Annotated in this window: 13 protein-coding genes; 6 read left to right on the plus strand and 7 right to left on the minus strand. The window is 63.2% G+C overall.

Features of this window, described 5'->3' with window-relative positions; genetic code table 11:
* Nucleotides 1-6: 6 nt before the first annotated feature.
* From gmd to HV711_RS14375, 3 genes are read right to left on the minus strand one after another with little or no spacing between them, the layout of a single operon-like run.
* The gene (gene gmd, locus HV711_RS14365; protein WP_015002582.1) at nt 7-1,050 is read right to left on the minus strand and encodes a GDP-mannose 4,6-dehydratase; all 1,044 of its coding nucleotides are present in this window, start codon (nt 1,048-1,050) and stop codon (nt 7-9) included.
* A gap of 39 nt (nt 1,051-1,089) precedes the next feature.
* A complete protein-coding gene (locus tag HV711_RS14370; protein WP_035482586.1) occupies nt 1,090-1,842 on the minus strand; it encodes an SGNH/GDSL hydrolase family protein in 753 nt (250 codons plus the stop codon).
* Complete coding sequence (locus tag HV711_RS14375; protein ID WP_035482584.1) at nt 1,839-2,948, minus strand: acyltransferase family protein; 1,110 nt, start codon at nt 2,946-2,948, stop codon at nt 1,839-1,841. Before HV711_RS14375 ends, HV711_RS14370 begins: the two co-directional genes overlap by 4 nt.
* Nucleotides 2,949-3,481: 533 nt before the next feature.
* Here HV711_RS14375 and HV711_RS14380 point away from each other — a divergent pair.
* The 3 genes from HV711_RS14380 to HV711_RS14390 all read left to right on the plus strand — a co-directional run bounded on the left by HV711_RS14380 (nt 3,482) and on the right by HV711_RS14390 (nt 9,687).
* A complete protein-coding gene (locus HV711_RS14380; RefSeq protein ID WP_035482581.1) occupies nt 3,482-5,683 on the plus strand; it encodes an NHL repeat-containing protein in 2,202 nt (733 codons plus the stop codon).
* 96 nt (nt 5,684-5,779) lie between these two features.
* Nucleotides 5,780-7,246, plus strand: coding sequence for a flippase (locus HV711_RS14385; RefSeq protein ID WP_028363137.1), 1,467 nt, complete (start codon nt 5,780-5,782; stop codon nt 7,244-7,246).
* Complete coding sequence (locus tag HV711_RS14390) at nt 7,243-9,687, plus strand: glycosyltransferase family 4 protein (protein WP_035482579.1); 2,445 nt, start codon at nt 7,243-7,245, stop codon at nt 9,685-9,687. The genes HV711_RS14385 and HV711_RS14390 overlap by 4 nt, the downstream gene beginning before the upstream one ends.
* A gap of 179 nt (nt 9,688-9,866) precedes the next feature.
* On the opposite strand, the gene HV711_RS14395 is transcribed toward HV711_RS14390, so the two are convergent.
* Nucleotides 9,867-11,120: an acyltransferase family protein gene (locus HV711_RS14395; RefSeq protein ID WP_035482578.1), complete on the minus strand. Its 1,254-nt coding sequence runs from the start codon at nt 11,118-11,120 to the stop codon at nt 9,867-9,869.
* A gap of 223 nt (nt 11,121-11,343) precedes the next feature.
* On the opposite strand from HV711_RS14395, the gene HV711_RS14400 reads away from it, so the two are divergent.
* Both HV711_RS14400 and galU read left to right on the plus strand, forming a co-directional pair.
* The gene (locus HV711_RS14400) at nt 11,344-11,514 is read left to right on the plus strand and encodes a hypothetical protein (protein ID WP_156946671.1); all 171 of its coding nucleotides are present in this window, start codon (nt 11,344-11,346) and stop codon (nt 11,512-11,514) included.
* 284 nt (nt 11,515-11,798) lie between these two features.
* Nucleotides 11,799-12,725, plus strand: a complete 927-nt coding sequence (gene galU, locus HV711_RS14405; RefSeq protein WP_051224440.1) for a UTP--glucose-1-phosphate uridylyltransferase GalU — start codon at nt 11,799-11,801, stop codon at nt 12,723-12,725.
* 82 nt (nt 12,726-12,807) lie between these two features.
* Here the strand turns inward: galU and HV711_RS14410 are convergent, their stop codons facing one another.
* Both HV711_RS14410 and HV711_RS14415 read right to left on the minus strand, forming a co-directional pair.
* A complete protein-coding gene (locus tag HV711_RS14410) occupies nt 12,808-14,979 on the minus strand; it encodes a malate synthase G (protein WP_035482577.1) in 2,172 nt (723 codons plus the stop codon).
* Nucleotides 14,980-15,137: 158 nt separating this feature from the next.
* Nucleotides 15,138-15,542, minus strand: coding sequence for a heme-binding protein (locus HV711_RS14415; RefSeq protein WP_013588304.1), 405 nt, complete (start codon nt 15,540-15,542; stop codon nt 15,138-15,140).
* A 235-nt stretch (nt 15,543-15,777) separates the two neighbouring features.
* On the opposite strand from HV711_RS14415, the gene HV711_RS14420 reads away from it, so the two are divergent.
* A complete protein-coding gene (locus tag HV711_RS14420; RefSeq protein ID WP_035482576.1) occupies nt 15,778-16,659 on the plus strand; it encodes an MOSC domain-containing protein in 882 nt (293 codons plus the stop codon).
* Nucleotides 16,660-16,747: 88 nt separating this feature from the next.
* Here the strand turns inward: HV711_RS14420 and cobA are convergent, their stop codons facing one another.
* Nucleotides 16,748-17,527, minus strand: coding sequence for a uroporphyrinogen-III C-methyltransferase (cobA, locus tag HV711_RS14425; protein ID WP_035482575.1), 780 nt, complete (start codon nt 17,525-17,527; stop codon nt 16,748-16,750).
* Nucleotides 17,528-18,370 lie beyond the last annotated feature (843 nt).

Consider the following 18,370-nt stretch of genomic DNA (forward strand, 5'->3'; position numbering starts at 1 on the left):
AGGTGCTCAGAACGTCTCGTGATGCTGATTGCGGCCGAGATCTGCATGAACCATCATGTGGCACAGCTGTTCGAGACTGGTTCGCGGCTCCCAGCCGAGCTTCTCGCGCGCCTTGTCCGCACAGCCGATCAACAGGTCCACTTCGGCCGGCCGGTAGAACTTCGGATTCACGCGCACAAGGGTCTTGCCGGTGGCCACGTCGATGCCGGTCTCGCGCTCTTCCTTGCCCGACCACTCCAACTGGTAGCCCGCCGCGGCGAACGCCATGCGCACGAAATCGCGGACCGTTTCAGTGCGGCCGGTCGCGAGCACGAAGGTGTCGGGCTCATTGGCTTGCAGCATGCGCCACATGCCTTCCACGTATTCGAGCGCGAAGCCCCAGTCGCGCTTCGCGCCCAGATTGCCGAGCTCCAGCACGTCCTGTTTGCCGAGTTTGATCTTCGCGACGCTGTCGGTGATCTTGCGCGTGACGAATTCGCGGCCTCGCAGCGGCGATTCGTGATTGAACAGAATGCCGCTGCTCGCAAAGAGGCCATACGACTCGCGATAGTTGATCGTCGACCAATGCGCGAAGAGCTTGGCGACGCCATACGGGCTGCGCGGATAGAAGGGCGTGTCCTCGCGCTGCGGCACCGCTTGCACGAGGCCGAACATTTCCGACGTCGACGCCTGGTAGTAGCGCGTTGTGGGGCTGAGAATGCGAATGCCTTCCAGCAGGTTCAGTGCGCCGATACCGGTGACCTCGGCAGTGGTCGCCGGCTGGTCGAACGACACGCCCACGAAGCTTTGCGCGGCGAGGTTATACAACTCGTCGGCCTGTGCGCCTTCGAGCAGACGCAGCGTCGAGCCGAGATCGGTCAGATCGTGCTCGACGAGACGCAGATTCGGATGGTCGAGCACGCCCAGCTCGCGCATGCGCCAGAAATTCACGGAACTCGTGCGCCGGTAAGTACCGGTCACGTGATAGCCCTTGTCGAGCAGCAGCCTCGTCAGATAGGCGCCGTCCTGTCCCGACACACCGGTGATGATCGCTTTGCGTGGTTGGCTCATAGCTTGCCTTCGATGATGGGTAAAAGAAAAAAGAGCACCTCAGAGCGTGCCGTCGAGGAGCCGCCGCACCAAAGGTTCGACGACCTGAAAATCCTGCTCGGCCTTCAGCCTGTACAAACCCGGCTTGGGGTGCGCGCCGTCGGACATCAGCGTCTTCCAGTCCGGCAAAGTGCTGATGTACGCGAACTGGTCGACGAGCGGCACGTGCTGCTCGGCGGCGACACGGCGCGTCATCGCGACCATCGCCGCGAGCCGCGCGTTGAGCCGGTTATCCGGCATCGGATTCGACGTCTCGAGCACAGGCTCCTTGCCGAGCGACCGAGCGGTCTGGACGAGCGTGGTTTGCGCTGCGTAGAACTGCCCGGGCGTCTGGTTCTGCATCACCTCGTTGATGCCGTAGTTGATAAGCACGATCTGCGCGGGCGATGCCGCGAGCCTTTCCCGCCACGGCAAACCGGCGGTGGGCCCGGCGCGGCGATTGCCGGTGCCGTCGCGCAATTGCACGGCCATCGTGCCGCCCACGCCATAGTTGACGACGCGCACGCGCTTGCCGTGATGCATCTGCAACGCGTCCTGCAGGAAGGCCACGGCGTTTTGCGCTTGTGGTGCGCAATGGCCTTCGCTGCAGGAGATCCCGAGCGTCGTCGAGTCGCCGTAGGCGTCGATCAGGACTTCGGGCTCGACTGTTTGTGCTGCGGCATCGGCCGCAGTTGTCGAGCCGCTCGCCTCGGTCCCGGACGCGATGAGCGACGCGAGCATTGCCGCCGCGGCGGGCCATGCACGGCCTCTCATGCGCGGCTTTGCGGCACTTGCCGCGCGGTGCCGGGCACGCTTGCAGCCGCGCCGGCAGCCGGGTGCGGGTGCGGCTGCCGTTGGTCGCGCGAACCGAAGATCAGACGCTTTTCAAACGCGAACCATGTGAGGCTCGCATAAGCGATCGTGATCGCGAGCGCGAGGGCCGCCGTGGCATAACGGCTCATCCCGAGCGGCCACAGCGCATACAGCACGCTCAGGTGAATCAGATAGATCGTGTAGCTGATCGTGCCGATGTAGACCAGCACCGGATTGCACAGCAGCCGTTTGACGATGCCCCGGCTTTGCAGGGCGATGACCACGACAGACGTGCAAAGCACCAACGAAATGCTATAAAGCCCCGCGTTCGACAGCGGCGTATTGGCCGCGCGAAACCGCGGAAAGTGCAGATGCAGCCACGCCAGCATCACAAGCGCGGCGACGACACCCAGCACCGCGGCGCCCCTGAACGGCTCGAGCGCGTTGCGATCGCGCCGCACGGCGACCGCGAGCAACGCGCCTGCCGCGAGCAGATCCATGCGAAACGGCGTGAGGTAATAAATCGGCCAGAATGAGTCGAACCACGGCGTGGCCACGGCGCGCAGCACGGGCACGAGCAGAATCAACGCACCGGCGACCCACGCGAGCACGCGCTCGGGCACGAGCAGAATGACGAACGGCCAGACAATATAGAACTGCTCTTCGACGGCGAGCGACCACAGCACGTTCAAGCTGTCGTGGCCGCTCTGATTGAGCGCATCGCCGATATTGGTGGCGAAGAACGCATACCACTGCCAGTGCTGCGCCCAGCCGAAACCGAACAGGACCGACGACACCGCCATCAACAGCAGATACGGCGGCAGGATGCGCCGCGCACGGCGCGCGTAGAAGTAGCCGAAGTACGACTGCCGCTGGGCCTTGCGCTCGAGCAGGATGCCGGTGATCAGAAAGCCGCTCAACACAAAAAACAGATCGACGCCCATCCACAACGGCGCTTTCAATGCGTGCTGCGCGAACACGGCGAGCACGGCGATCGCGCGCAAGCCGTCGAGCTGCACGATGCGGCGTGAATGAGAAGGCGCAGTGGGCAGGGCGCTGGCAGTCATGAACCGTCCATGGTGTGAAGCGAAAGAGCCGCAAGGCATCAAACGAGGCAGGTCGCGCCGCACTGGCCGCGACCAGGATTGCAGTCGATTCTAGGCAAAAGAAAATCGCCAGAAAATGCGAATGAAATAGATAAATGAATCAGATTGCAACAGGGTGTTTCGTTAAGCATTGGCACGTGGATTTCGTGCTTCACGCGCGGGCATGGCGCCGGCGTGAAACCATCGCGCGAATTTGCCGGAGCATGGGTTTTGCCGGCCTGAACAGAGAAACTTCCGGGTGGCGAGCCTGGGCCTCATATACCACGCAACGGGCAAATTTTCTTTTAATCTATTTTTAAATTGATTTATTCGGCGCATTCAAAAATATCGAATATTTTTGAATTATTTTCGATTTTCGTCGCGGCGTTTTTTACGCGTAATGTGAGCCGTGCGGATTGGGCGGCCAAGGACCGCGCGTGCGCGCGTCTCAGCATCTGCGTTTCAGCACCAGCGTTTTAACCGGGCATCGATCCGCATCGACTGGAGGACCTATCTTGCCCCGCTTCATGTTCAAAAGCCGTTTCGCGGTATTCGCGTGCGCCCTCGGCCTGGCCGCTTTATCGGTCGGTGTCGGCGCGCGCGCAGAAACGGTGTTGGACGCGAAAACGTCGTGGATCGGCAATACATTCGGTTTCGGCGACGGCACGTGGACGCAGATCAACATCACGGCAGTCGCGGTGGCGCCCGACGGCAAGGTCTACACGAATGCACCGTGGGACGAGAGCGGTGCGGAGGCGAGCGTCTATCAGAACGGCAAGATGCTCGGCTTCGCGGGCGGCACGCACGGCTGGGGCAACAGCGGGGGCAATGCCATCGCGATCAATCGCAAGTATGTGTTCGTGGCGATTGCGGTCGGCAACGAGAAGGGCCGCCTTGTCGAGCAGGGCGTGTGGCCGGAAAAAGGCAAGCAATGGTTCGGCATTTCGCGCCGGCAGATCGCCGATCCGAAACAGGCCGCGCCGTTTCAGCCCGCGGCGAAGCGTGCGGATGCGCATGCGCAACTCGCAGCCGGCTTCCTGATGATGAACGAAGTGCCCACCGGCACGAGCGCCGAGATCGGCGGACTCGCGGCGAGCGACACGACGCTCTATGCAGCCAACACGGCGCGCGATCGCATTGAGGTGTATGACGCGGAATCGATGCAACAGAAAGCCACGTGGAGCGTGCGCGAGCCTGGGCGCCTCGCGTTGGCGCCCGACGGCACTCTGTGGGTGCTGAGCGGCACGCGCAACGACCACGCGCCGCATGTAGAGCACTACACGTCAGGCGGAAAACGCATTGACGAGAACTTCGAGCTGCCTGCCGATACGCTCGCGGTGGACATCGCCGTGGATGCGAAAGGCCGTGTTCTCATTGCCGATAACGGGCCCCGTCAGCAGGTGCTGTTCTTCAGCAGGAACGGCGGCCGCTACGAGCAATCCGGTTCGCTCGGCGAGCGGGGCGGCATTTTCAGCGGCGTCGCGGGAAAGCCGGGGCCGCAGCGGTTCAACGGACTGACCGGCGTGGGCGTGGATGCGCGCGGGAATGTCTATGTGTCGACCAATGGCATCGGGCCGCGCTACGAGCCGATCGGGGCGGGCCTCGGTGCGACGCTCGAAAGCTACGCGCCCGACGGCAAGCGCAACTGGCTTGTGGAGGGGCTGCTTTTTGTCGACGGCGCGTGGATCGATCCGGCGCGCCCAGACAGCGTGTATACCGGCAACAAGCGCTTCGAACTCGATTTGTCGAAGCCGGCCGGGCAGGACTGGAAATATGTCGGATTCCTGTCTAATCGATTCAGGTATCCGGACGACCCTGTTTTTCACACCGACCAGTACCCGGGCTTGCCGATCGCCCGCAAGCTGAAAGGACACACGTTCCTGTATCTGACGGACATGTACGCGGATCATCTGAAGATCTATCGCTTCGATCCGCAACATGACGGTGAAACGGCGATTCCGTCGGGCTTGATCGCGGGCCGCGAGCGGGCGGTGGCCCAGGTGCCGAACGCACCGCCCGGCGGCGACTGGATCTGGCGCGACGCCAACGGCGACGGCAAATTCAACCCGGACGAGTTCGCGCTCAACACGAGCGGCACCAGGCTCGCTGGCGGGTGGGGCTGGTGGGTCGATACAGCCGGCGACATCTGGCGCACACGCGATACGAAGGGCATCTACCGCTTTCGCTTCGGCGGACTCGATGCGAAAGGCAACCCTGTCTATTCGTATTCGGACATCGCGCAGTACCCGGTGCCGCAACCTTTTGCCGAGCTGCATCGCGCGATCTACGAGCCTGATACCGATACGCTCTATGTGGCCGGCTATACGCCCGAGGCGCCCGGCGACCGCGGTTTCTGGAAGGAAGTGGGCCGTGTGCTCACGCGCTACGACAAATGGTCGAGCGGCAAACCGGTGCAGCGCTATTCGATCGCGTTGCCATGGCAGACGCAGAGCAAGCCCATCGCAACGATTATCGGCGTGACGGTCGAAGGGCAATACATTTTCGGCGTCGAGCCGGTGGGCGCGGTGCATGTGTGGGACAAGGACAACGGCCGCGAAGTCGGCGTGATCCGGCCCGGTCCTGAAGTGGGCCGCGCGTCCGGCTGGGTCGACGTGCCGAACGGCATCAGCGCGGCAAAGCGAAGCAACGGCGAGTACCTCGTATTCGTCGAGGAAGACGCGCGCGGCAAGGTGCTCATGTACCGCTGGAAACCATGACGCAGCGCGCACGGCAAGCCCGCGGCGCTCGTCGCCGCGCGGCAGGAACAGCATGAAAAACCACACCGGCAATCGTAGTCGAACCCAGGGCATCCGATGGACAAAGGCATTCTCAAGAACGTAGCGATCAATTTCTTCGGCCTCGTGCTGCCGACCTTCGTCTCGCTCGTGACCGTGCCGTCGTATATCAAGCTGCTGGGCGTCGAGCGCTACGGCGTCATCAGTCTTGTGTGGACGCTGATCGGCTACTTCGGCATTCTCGATCTCGGCATGAGCATGGCCGCGCAGAACCACATTTCCAAGGCGCGCGCCTCGGGCGACAAGGACGAAAGCGCGCGCGTGTTCTGGAGCGCGACGTGGCTCAATCTCGCAACCGGTGTGATCGGCGGGCTGATCATCTATTTCGGCGCGTTCCTCTACACCGCGTATTTCACGAAGGTGTCGCCCGAGCTGCAGCATGAGGTCTATCGGGCGCTGCCGTGGCTCGCCGTGGCGATTCCGCTTGCGAACGTCTCGTGGGTATTCGCCGGCGCGATCAATGGCGCCGAGCGGTTCGGCGTCTACAACACGAATCAGACAATCGGCACCTTCCTGTTCCAGTTGCTGCCGCTCGGCGCGGCGCTGTGGCTCGGTGCGAACTTGCAGAACGTGCTTGCGGCAGCGGTGTGCGCCCGGCTTCTCGCCGCGATCCTGCTGGGCCGTTCGGCGCTGAAGGTGCTGGACATACGCAGCATCCGGCCGCCTCAACTCGGTGTGGCAAAGGGCCTCTTTAATTTCGGCGGCTGGATGCTGATTGCGAGCGTCACCAACATGGTCGCCGAATCGCTCGACCGCGTGATGCTCGGCACGGGTCTCGGCGCGCGCTTCGTCACGTACTACACGGTGCCGCAAAACCTCGTCACGCGCCTGAACATCGTGCCCACTGCGATGGTGCGCACCTTGTTTCCGAGGCTTTCCGCGGTAGGCCGCGCGGACGCCGACACCATCACGCAACAGTCGCTCGAATTTCTCAACGGCATATTCACGCCCGTTGGCCTCGTCGCGATGCTCGCGCTCGAACCGTTCCTGCATGTGTGGGTGGGCAATGAAATCGCCACGGTGGCCGCGCCCGTGGGACGCATCATGATCATCGCGGTCTGGCTCGTGGGGCAGGCCAACGTGACGCGCATTCTGATCCAGTCGCAGGTCAATCCGGCGACGGCCGCCCGCGTCGGCCTCTTCGAATTGCCCCTGTTTGCAGGGGCATTGTGGTTCGGCATCGCGCACTTCGGACTGACCGGCGCGGCGCTCGCGGTGGCCGGCCGCGCACTTTTCGACTACGTGATCCTGCTGCGGCTCTCCGCGATACGGGCCCGACAGATCGCGCTCGACATGCTGGCGCACCTCGCATTTCTGCTGACGAGCCTCTGGCTCGCGAGCTTCCTTTCCGGCCTCGCCATGGCGATCGTTGCCGGCGTGCTGATGGTCGGCGCCAACATCGTCTGGTCTATCACGATGACTCCCGCATTGCGCGATCTAGCGCGTTCACTGCTGTTGCGACTGAATCCGAGGAAAAGCGCATGAACCACGAAGTCCTTGAAGAAGCAGTGCTGCAACCGCCGACGCGCAGCGCACTGGCCGAACTCACCACCGTTCCTGCAGTAGAGGTGCCGCCGCTGCGCGCCGCCGCACGCAGCGAAAAGGCGCTGCGCATCGCCATCGTGCACGACTGGCTCGTCACCTACGCCGGCGCGGAGAAAGTGCTCGAGCAGATCGTTGCATGCTTTCCGGATGCGGACCTGTTCAGCCTCGTCGACTTTCTCGACGACCGCAGCTTTCTACGCGGCAAGCCCGTGACCACGTCGTTTATTCAGAATCTGCCGCTCGCGCGCAGCAAATATCGGACTTACCTGCCGCTGATGCCGCTCGCCATCGAGCAACTGGACGTATCCGCTTACGACGTGGTGATTTCGAGCAGCCACGCGGTGGCGAAGGGCATTCTCACCGGTCCGGACCAGGTGCATATCAGCTACGTGCATTCGCCGATTCGTTATGCGTGGGATTTGCAGCATCAGTATCTGCAGCAGTCGAGGCTGACGCGCGGACTCAAGTCCGCGTTGGCGCGGCTGATCCTGCATTACATCCGCAACTGGGACATCCGCACGTCGAACTCCGTGGACGGCTTTGTCGCAAACTCGGAGTTCATCGCGCGGCGCATCAAGAAGGTGTATCAGCGCGATGCGCAGGTGATCTTTCCGCCCGTCGACGTGGACGCTTTCACGCTCTGCACGCAGAAGGACGACTTCTATCTGACGGCCTCGCGCATGGTGCCGTACAAGAAGATCGATCTGATTGTCGAGGCGTTTGCGCGGATGCCCGGGCGCAAGCTCGTCGTGATCGGCGACGGTCCCGACATGCACAAGATCCGGGCGAAGGCCGGGCCGAATGTCGAGATCCTGGGTTATCAGCCGTTCAACGTGTTGAAGGACCGCATGAGCCGCGCGAAGGCTTTCGTGTTCGCCGCCGAAGAAGACTTCGGCATTTCGGTGGTCGAGGCGCAGGCCTGCGGCACGCCGGTCATTGCATACGGCAAGGGCGGGGCGCTCGAAACGGTGCGCGATCTGTCCGAGCCGCGTCCCACCGGCATGTTCTTCGACGAGCAAAGCGTGGATTCGATCATCGCCGCAGTGGAGCGGTTCGACGATCAAGTCAAGCGCTTTTCGCCTCTGGATTGCCGCGCCAATGCCGAGCGATTTTCGGCGGCGAACTTCCGCGAACGTTTTTTCGCGCACGTGCGCGCGGCGGTGCCCGCGCTGCGCAATGCGACCTTGCCGCCGTACTTACCCTATCGCGCCGAGCCTGCCGCGAGCGCGCCGCGCATTCTCGCAGTCGACCAGAGCGGTGTGCTGGGCGGCGCTGAACTCTCGCTGCTCGAAATCGTCAAGGCGCTGCGTTCGCGCATCGAAGTCATTCTGTTCGACGACGGCCCGTTTCGCACGGCACTCGACAAAGCCGGCGTGAGCGTGGAAGTGCTCGACGCAGGTGCACTGCGCAGCGTGCGCAAGCAGGGCGGTTCGTTGCCGAAGGGTGCGGCGCTCAAAGGTTTGCTGTCGCTCGTTCGCGCGACGGCCAAACGCGCGCGCAGCGCGCAGGTGATCTATGCCAATACGCAGCGCGCAATGGTGATCGGCGCGGTGGCCGGCAAGCTCGCAAAGCGGCCGGTGGTATGGCATCTGCGCGATATCGTGAGTCCTGAACATTTCGGCGGCAAGCAGCTCGCCATCATCAAATGGTGCGCGCGCCTCGGGCTCACGCATGTGATTGCGAATTCGGCCGCCTCCGCGCGTGCCTTCGCCGAACTCACGCATTTCGACGACAAGCGCATCGACGTCGTCTTCAACGGTATTTCAGCGGCTCCGTTCGACGCCTTGCGCGAGGTGCCGCAAGCCACGCTGCGCGAGCGTTTGAAGCTGCCGGCGGATGCGTTTCTCGTCGGCTCGTTCAGCCGCCTCGCGCGCTGGAAGGGCCAGCATGTGCTGCTGGAGGCGATGGTGCTCAACCCGCACATGCATGCGGTGCTGGTCGGTGCGCCGCTCTTCGGCGAGGACCAGTACGAGATCGAGCTGCATGCCTTCGTCGCCGCCCACAAGCTCGGCGACCGCGTGCATTTTCTCGGCTTCCAGCATGATATTCCGGCCTGCATGTGCGCCGTCGATGCGGTGGTGCACACGTCGATTACGCCCGAGCCGTTCGGCCGCGTGATCGTCGAGGGCATGCTCGCGCAGCGGCCCGTGGTGGCCGCGCGCGCGGGCGGCGTGCTGGAGATCGTCGACGACTACGAGAACGGCATGCTGTGCACGCCCGGCGATGCACATGCGTTGACCGACGCGTTGGCCGAGTTGCGCTCGAACGACGAACTGCGCGCGAGGCTCGTCAAAAACGGTTATAAGACGGCGCTGAGCCGTTTTGGTACCGACACCTATGTCGGGAGCGTCGAGCGGATTCTGAGGCGCGTGGCGAGCTGAGCAAAGGTGGCCCGCGCGTCACGCTGAGGAGGAGATTGTGCCCGGTATGCCGGAAGCGCCGGAAGTGCCGGAAGTGCCGGGCAGGGCAAGGCAAGTCAAGGTTTGACATCGACGGCCAGTCGGCTGAGCGGAGCCTAAGTCAGCGAGACACTCGCCGGACTTCGCTCCGCTTTTTTCAATCACGATTGCTGCAATGCGCTTTTCGTTTTCGGCTTGAGGCTGGCCGACCAGTTCATCGCCGGCAATTCGACGAGGCGGTAGAACACGTAGGCGGCCGGCACGGCGACCAGCATATAGCCGAACGACGGCCAGATCGATATCTGCAGCGACGAGCGGAACAGCAGCGACGAAAGCAGCACGAAAATCGGCAAATGGATCAGATACAGCGAGAAGCTGAAGTCGCCGAAGCGCGACAGTATCCGCATGATCCAGCCGTCGCGCCCGTTGCCGTTGCCGCGCTCGAGCGCCCTGTACAGATAGAACGCAAAGCCGAGCGCCCACAACTGGAAGGCGCCGTACTGACCGAAATGAAAGGCCGCGCAGCCGAGCGCGATGAAGGCCGCGGCGAACACGTAGAGCCACGACGACGAGCGGGTTTGCCGTGCACTGTGCGCTTTGGCGTCGGCGATCCATGCCCCGAGCGTCCACGAAAACCAGTATGACGTGAAGAACTGGATGTCGTGCCGTTCGAGCACATACGCGGACACGACGTTGACGACGGCGACGACCGCGAGCACGGAGGTCATGCCGATGCGCCGGCGCAGCGCGAACAGCAGCGGATAGATCGCATAGAACTGCACCTCGAGCGAGAGTGTCCAGAGCGCGCCGTTCGAACCATAGGTTTTGCCGGCCACGCCTTGCAGCGAAAACAGATTGACGAGAAAAGCACCGATGCCGATTTCGCGAATCTTGTGGCTGACGGGCGGCATGTTGAGGCTCACCGAGTCAAGTGCGAGCGTCAGCAGCAATGCCGCAAGCAGCACCGGATAAATGCGGGCGAAACGGCGCGCCCAGAAGTTCGCGGCATCGAGCCGGTAAGCCGGATTGCCGGCGAGCCGCAAGGCGGCGCTGCGATGAATGCAGTAGCCGCTGATCACGAAAAATATCGGCACCCCGGCCGAGCCCCACGCGATCGGGAACGTCAGATAGGCGGCGAGCGTATCGAGGTTGAACGTATGTCCGGCAGCCTGATGGAATGCTTGCATGCCGACCCATTCGATCTGGCGGCAATGGAAATACGCGACGAGCAGCGCGGCGAAGCCTCGCATTGCGTCGATCACATGTTCCTTGGCGGCGGCGTCGGCGCGGATCTCGCTCTGTGCGCGGCGCACAGCGACGCCCGCGGTGGGCGGCACAGGGGGAGGCAAAACGGGAGAAGGAGTGGCGGAAAGAGGCAGGGGTGAGCCGGCGGCATCCAGTGCTGAATCGCTCATGCGCGGTCCTTTATTCGAAGTCATGCGAGGCGGATTCGCGCGCCGTGCGCGCGCGGTGCATCACATGCTAGTGCACCGCGCGCACAAAAAATGGATAAAAAAATCGGCCAATATTTCTATTAAAGAGGCCATTTTGTGACGAATTGTAATTGCGAATGACAAGGCATCTCGAATAATTATTTGCCGCTTTTGTCGTGCTAATTTCGCGGTACGGATTCTCCTGATGAGAGATGAAATCATGAACCTGCATTTGCTTGCCGGCCTCGCCGTGCTGCTGATTCTCGTCGCCGCCTCCGCCTACCGGGAAGCGCTGCGCAATGAGCCGATCCGCCGTTTCAGAATCCATCCGGGGAAGCTGCCGCAGCTCGACGAAAACGAAGAAGCACGCTCGTAACGGGTGCTGCGGCGAGCCGCTTTTTGCCTCGTTCCCGGTGCGCTAAGCAAGCCCTGTGCGAAGGTAAATATTTCGGAATCGCCCAGTCCGAAACGCTGGCGAAACGTAAATCTTGCTGGCTTTCATATTATGCAAAACGAAATTCGATGTGCACCGGCTTTATCAAGCACCGTTTAAGAAATTTCACGCGTGATCTCGCGTGGCTTTTTTGTTAGCCTTTCCGGCGACGTCGAGCGGCCGTTACGCCCGCGAACCAATTTCTAACCGATCTGGGAATGCCTACCATGCTGAAAGTCACCAAAGCCGTGTTTCCCGTAGCAGGCCTCGGGACACGATTCCTGCCGGCTACCAAGGCGAGCCCGAAGGAAATGCTGCCTATCGTCGACAAGCCGCTGATTCAGTACGCGGTGGAAGAGGCCATTGCTGCCGGCATCACCGAAATGATCTTCGTGACAGGCCGCAGCAAGCGCGCGATTGAAGATCACTTCGACAAGTCGTATGAGATCGAGGCCGAGCTCGAAGCGCGCAACAAGCAGAAGCTGCTCGATCTGGTGCGCAGCATCAAGCCCGCGAATGTCGACTGTTTCTATGTTCGCCAGGCCGAAGCGCTGGGCCTTGGCCATGCGGTGCTGTGCGCCGAAAAGCTGGTGGGTCAGAGCCCATTCGCAGTGATTCTCGCGGACGACCTGCTGCACAGCACGAAGCCGGTCATGAGCCAGCTTGTCGATACCTTCAATCACTACCACAGCTCGGTTATCGGCGTGGAAACCATCGCGCGTGAAGACAGCCGTTCTTATGGCGTCGTGGACGGCCGCGAGTGGGAAGACAACGTGATCAAGCTCTCGGGCATCGTCGAAAAACCCGCGCCGGACAAGGCTCCGTCGAACCTCGGCGTGGTCGGGCGCTATGTGCTGATGCCGACCATCTTCAAGCACATTCGTGCATTGAAACCGGGTGCCGGCGGCGAGTTGCAGTTGACCGATGCAGTCGAGTCTCTGCTCACCGAAGAACAGGTGCTGGCCTATCGTTACTTCGGCACGCGTTTCGATTGCGGCAGCAAGCTCGGTTATCTGAAGGCAACGGTGGAATTCGCGCTGCGCCATCCGGAAGTGAAGGACGAATTCGAAGCGTATTTGCAGGCTTATATGCACGCAAACGCGCAGGCAAACGGAGAAGGTCTCGCGCCGCAGTACACGGCTGAAGCCGCCTGACGAACGCCGCCCGTCTTGCCACCGGTCTTTTTCGCCGCGATTCGAACTGCTAGCCCGTTCGAATCGCGGCTGAACCTCACGCTCAGCCTTTCTTCACCGCGAGACGGAACTTGTGCAGCAACGGTTCCGTGTAGCCGCTCGGCTGCTGGCGTCCTTCGAACACTAGCGCCTGCGCGGCCTTGAACGCGATGGTGTCGAAACCCGGCGCCATCGGCTTGTAGAAGGGATCGGCGGCATTCTGCTGATCGACCACTTTCGCCATGCGCCTGAAGGTCTCTTCGACCTGCTCGCGCGTCACCACGCCGTGATACAGCCAGTTGGCGATGTGCTGGCTCGAGATACGCAGCGTCGCGCGGTCTTCCATCAGGCCGACGTCGTGAATATCCGGCACCTTCGAGCAGCCCACGCCCTGGTCGATCCAGCGCACCACGTAGCCGAGAATGCCTTGCGCGTTGTTGTCGAGCTCGGCGCGAATTTCGTCGGCGCTCCACTTCGCGGTTTCGACGACGGGAATGGTCAGCAGACCGTCCAGCAGCTCGTCGCGCACCTTCGCGTACTCCGTGCGCTCCAGTTCCTGCTGAACCGCCTGCACGTCGACCTGGTGATAGTGCAGCGCATGCAGCGTCGCGGCGGTGGGCGAGGGCACCCACGCGGTGTTCGCGCCGGCCTTCGGATGGCCGATCTTCTGTTCGAGCATGGCGTGCATCAGATCGGGCATGGCCCACATGCCCTTGCCGATCTGCGAGCGGCCGCGCAGCCCGGCGTGCAAGCCGACGAGCACATTGCTGCGCTCATAGGCCGCAATCCACGTGCTCGACTTCATGTCGCCCTTGCGCATCATCGGGCCAGCTTCCATCGCGCTATGCATCTCGTCGCCGGTGCGATCGAGAAAGCCCGTGTTGATGAACGCGACGCGCTCCGCGGCCTCCGCGATACACGCGAGCAGGTTCACGCTCGTGCGGCGCTCCTCGTCCATGATGCCCATCTTGATCGTGTTGCGCGGCAGCTTGAGCAGGTCTTCGACGCGCGCAAACAGCTCGCTCGCGAACGCCACTTCGGCCGGGCCGTGCATTTTCGGCTTCACGATATAGATGGAGCCGGTGCGCGAATTGAGCTTGTTCTTGCGATCGTGCAGCGCGCACAGCGTGGTGATCACTGCATCGAGAATCCCTTCGGGAATCTCCGCGCCGTCTTTCGTCAGCACGGCCGGATTGGTCATCAGGTGGCCGACGTTCCGGATGAAAAGGAGCGAGCGCCCATGCAGCGTGACCGGCGTCTTGCCGTCTGCGCCGATGTATTCGCGATCCGCGTTCAGACGGCGCGTGAAGGTCTTGCCGTTTTTCGTGACCTCTTCCGTCAGATCGCCGTTCATCAGCCCGAGCCAGTTGCGATAGAGCTGGACCTTGTCGTCTGCATCCACGGCCGCCACGGAGTCTTCACAGTCGATGATGGTGCTCACCGCCGCCTCCACCACCACGTCCTTCACCTGCGCGGCGTCGGTCTTGCCGATCGGGTCGTTCGCATCGATCTGGATCTCGACGTGCAGGCCGTTGTGCTTCAGTAGCACTGCCGAGGGCGCGCTCGCATCGCCCTGATAGCCGATGAACTGCGCGGGCGTCTTCAGTTCGCTCGCGCCGTTTTTCAACGCGACGACGAGCTTGCCCTTCTGCACGCTGTAACGCGTCGCATCCGCATGCGAGCCGCTCGCGAGCGGCGCGGCCTCATCGAGGAACTTGCGGGCATAGGCGATAACGGCGGCGCCGCGCACCGGGTTGAAGGTCTTCTGCCGTTCGGCGCCCTCCGTGTCGGGAATCGCGTCGGTGCCGTACAGCGCGTCGTAGAGGCTGCCCCACCGCGCGTTCGCCGCATTGAGCGCATAGCGCTGATTCGACAGCGGCACCACCAACTGCGGGCCGGCCTGTTCGGCGATTTCCGTGTCGACGTTCGCGGTGGTCGCCTTCACGCTGGCGGGCGCGGGCACGATATAGCCGATGCCCTCAAGAAACGCACGATAGGCGCGCAGGTCGCGCACCGGCCCCGGATTGGCGCGATGCCAGGCGTCCAGCTCCGTTTGCAGGCGGTCGCGCTCGGCGAGGAGCGCACGGTTTTTGGGCGCCAGCTCGTGCACGAGGGCGTCGAAACCCGACCAGAATGCGGCGCTGTCGATTCCGGTGCCGGGCAGGGCTTCCGTTTCAACGAACTGGTCGAGATTGGCGGCGACCTGCAGTCCGCCGCGCGGGTTCATCTGAGTCATCGACTGCTCCATCTGTCTGAATGGGGCCGACGTGGGTATCGGCCCGCGTTGGGGCTACTACTGGGACGCTACTTTACGGGTTGCTTAAGCGGGTCCACTGGCCGCGCCGTCACGACGGCATGCGTGACGCGCGGGCAACGGCCGGCGCGCTGGCTCACTCAGAGGCCGAGCGCGGCAATGCCGGCCTTCGCGATCTGCGCGTCCTGATCGGACTTCACGCCCGACACGCCGACCGCGCCGACCACCTGACCTTCCGCGATCACCGGCACGCCGCCTTCGAGCGTACCCGAGAGCGGCGCGCTGAGGAACGCGGTGCGGCCATTGTTGATCATGTCCTCATATACCTTGGTTTCGCGGCGGCCGAGCGCCGAAGTGCGGGCTTTTTCGGTCGCGATGTAGGCGCTCGAAGGCGCGCTGCCGTCGAGCCGCAGCATGCCGAGCGGGTGCCCGCCGTCATCAACCACGACGATCGCGACGGCCCACTTGTTCTTCTCGGCTTCCGCTCGCGCGGCTTCGAGAATGCGGGTCGTTTCCGCAACGGTCAACACGGGTTTGCTCAGCATAATCAGTGTCCTGTCTGGTTCGTGGTAGGAAGGCGTGGGGAAAGCTTCTACAGCAGCATTTGCGATGCCGGTGCCGATCCGTGGAATTTTACGTCCAAGCGCGGCCGGACGAAACGGCCGAACTAGCAAGGGTTTGCGAGGGTTTGCGCGGACCGTGCGAGCATGGTCCGTGGGAAGCGCCGCGCTGCCGATTTACAATCCACCCCTATCACACAAGAACTCTGCGACCCACATCATGCCGACCATCAGCGAGCTTTTCGTCTATCCGATCAAATCCTGCGCGGGCGTCGCGCTGAACGAAGCGCGGCTCTTGGCCACCGGGCTCGAATACGATCGTTACTGGATGGCCGTCGACTCGAACGGCGAGATGCTCACGCAGCGCGCGCATCCGCGCATGGCATTGATCAAGGTGGAGATTGCGGCGCACGACCTGGTGATCCGCGCGCCCGGCATGAGCGAGCTGCGCACGCCGCTCGATGCCGCGCAGCTGGGCACACCGGTCAAGGTGGCGACCAGGGTCTGGCGCGACGCGGCCTACGGGCTCGATACCGGCGAGGCGTGCGCCGCGTGGTTTTCGGCGTTTCTGGGCCTGCCGGTGCGGCTGTTGCGTTTCGATCCCGAACGCGAGCGCATTGTCGATCCGGCTTACACACACAGCGTCGGGGGCGCCGCTACCTGTTTCGCGGACGGCTTTCCGCTGCTCGTGATCGGGCAGGCTTCGCTCGACGATCTGAACACGCGCCTGAACGCGAAGGGCGCGCCGTCCATTCCGATCGACCGGTTCCGCCCGAACATTGTGCTGAACGGGCTCGACGCCTATGAAGAAGACTACGTGGAAACGCTCGGCATCGACGGCACAGAGGCGTCCGAGCCGCGCATCGAGCTGCGCCTCGTGAAGCTGTGCGCGCGCTGCCCGATGCCGACCATCGATCAGGCGAAGGGCGAGCGTCACCCCGAATGGCCGAACGAACCGACCGACACGATGAGCGTCTATCGCGCGAACCCGCAGCGAGACGGCGCGATCACGTTCGGCAACAACGCACTGGTGACGAGCGGGGCAGGCGCGTGGCTGCGCGTCGGGCAGAGCGTGGAAGCGGAACTCGGCTTCGGCGATTAGACTGCGCGCTGGGGCCGCTGGGGTTGATCTACGGCTGCGCTTCTCCTGCTTTACCTGCTTTCTACGTTTCCCTCACGTTTTTGGCGCTTTAAGCTGCACGCGCGGACGCCGCGTCGTCGCACGAGGCCGCGTCTTGCACCCACAGCGCTTGCACGCTTTCGCCGATCGCATCGCCCACCAGAATCACGGCGGGACTGCCGAAGCCGGCGTCGGCGGCATCGGCCGCGAGACGCTCGAGACGCGTGAGCAGGCGCCGCTCGTGGATGCTGCCGGCCCACTGCACGACCGCGGCAGGGGTATGGCCAGGCAGGCTTTCGAGCAACGCGGCGGCGAGGCTGCCGATACGCCGCATCCCCATATAGATGGCGAGTGTGGTGCGCGTCGCCGCGAGCGCGGCCCAGTCGGGTTCGCCGTGATCCTCGGTATGCGCGGTGACGAAAGTCACGCCATGACAATGACGGCGATGCGTGAGCGAAATGCCGAGGGCCGCCGCAGCTGCAAAGCCTGACGAAATACCGTTGACGATCTCCACCGCAATGCCGGCTTCGCGCAGGCTCGCGAGCTCTTCGCCGGCGCGGCCGAAGAGCAGCGCCTCGCCGCCTTTCACGCGCACCACGTGCAGCCCTTTCTGCGCGTAACGGCGCATCAGGCGCTCGATAAATGCTTGTGGGGTCGAGCGGCAGCCGCCGCGTTTGCCGACACGGATCACGCGCGCTTGCGGAGCGAGGCTCACGATCTCGGGGTTCGCCAGGTCGTCGAGCAGCACGACGTCCGCGACTGCGAGCGCTTTCACGGCGCGCAGCGTGAGCAGGTCGAGTTCGCCCGGGCCGGCGCTCAGTAAAGTGACCTTGCCGGAGTTCGTGTTCATAGCGATGTCCTTTAATCTTCCGTGTGGCCGGCGCCTTGACGGGGCGCCGGCGTGCAAACAAAAACGGCGTCCACTCGTGATCACCACGAGGGGACGCCGTTGTCCGATGTTGCTCCAGTGCCAGGTGCTCGAAGCCGTGCGAGGCGCTGCTTTGCGTCTCGCACGGCGGTTCAGTCGCCGCTCGTGCCGCGTTGCATGGAGCGGCGACTCGATGCGCGCCATGCTTACGCAAGGACCAGACCAGGCGATTGCACTAAATGACGAGCCGGCGCTATGAGGCCCCCGGCACGCGCTGGCCGCGCGTGCCAGGAGGCTTTGCCGGGTATAGCTCCGCCAGCGCTTGCCGCATGGCAGGAAGCAGGCCGCGCGACGCATGCGCCCGCTTTTGGCACGGGCGAAGTGCTGCGTCGCACCATCGCTGTGCCGGATTGCCTCGAAATGCGTCGCGCAACGGGCCGGGCGCAAACGGGCGCGTTTGCGCGCGAAGCCCCGCGCCGTCGGGCTGAGAGGCGTAGGAAGCATGATTGGCATGGCCTTTGCATTGAACCCCGCCATCGGATCAACGGCGATCCGCCGCGAGCGCACACAAAGCGCTTGCCGTAACACCAGGTTAAGGACAACGGCGTCCCCGGATTCAGTCAGCGACTGAGCCCGTGGGGCGCCGTTTTCGTTTTCCGCGCCGCTTTGGGAGGCGACGGGGGCGACGGCCCGCACGCTGTCCAGGGACCTCGTGGTTCGCGCCGCCGGTGCAAAGACATGAAGTGAAAAATCGTTTCGGTTTCCGAAATAGCTGGACGGATAAAAGCGATGCGGAAGTATTCGGCGCGGTCCGCATGCATCAGT

The organism is Paraburkholderia phenoliruptrix, from assembly GCF_902859825.1.
Lineage (GTDB): Bacteria > Pseudomonadota > Gammaproteobacteria > Burkholderiales > Burkholderiaceae > Paraburkholderia > Paraburkholderia phenoliruptrix.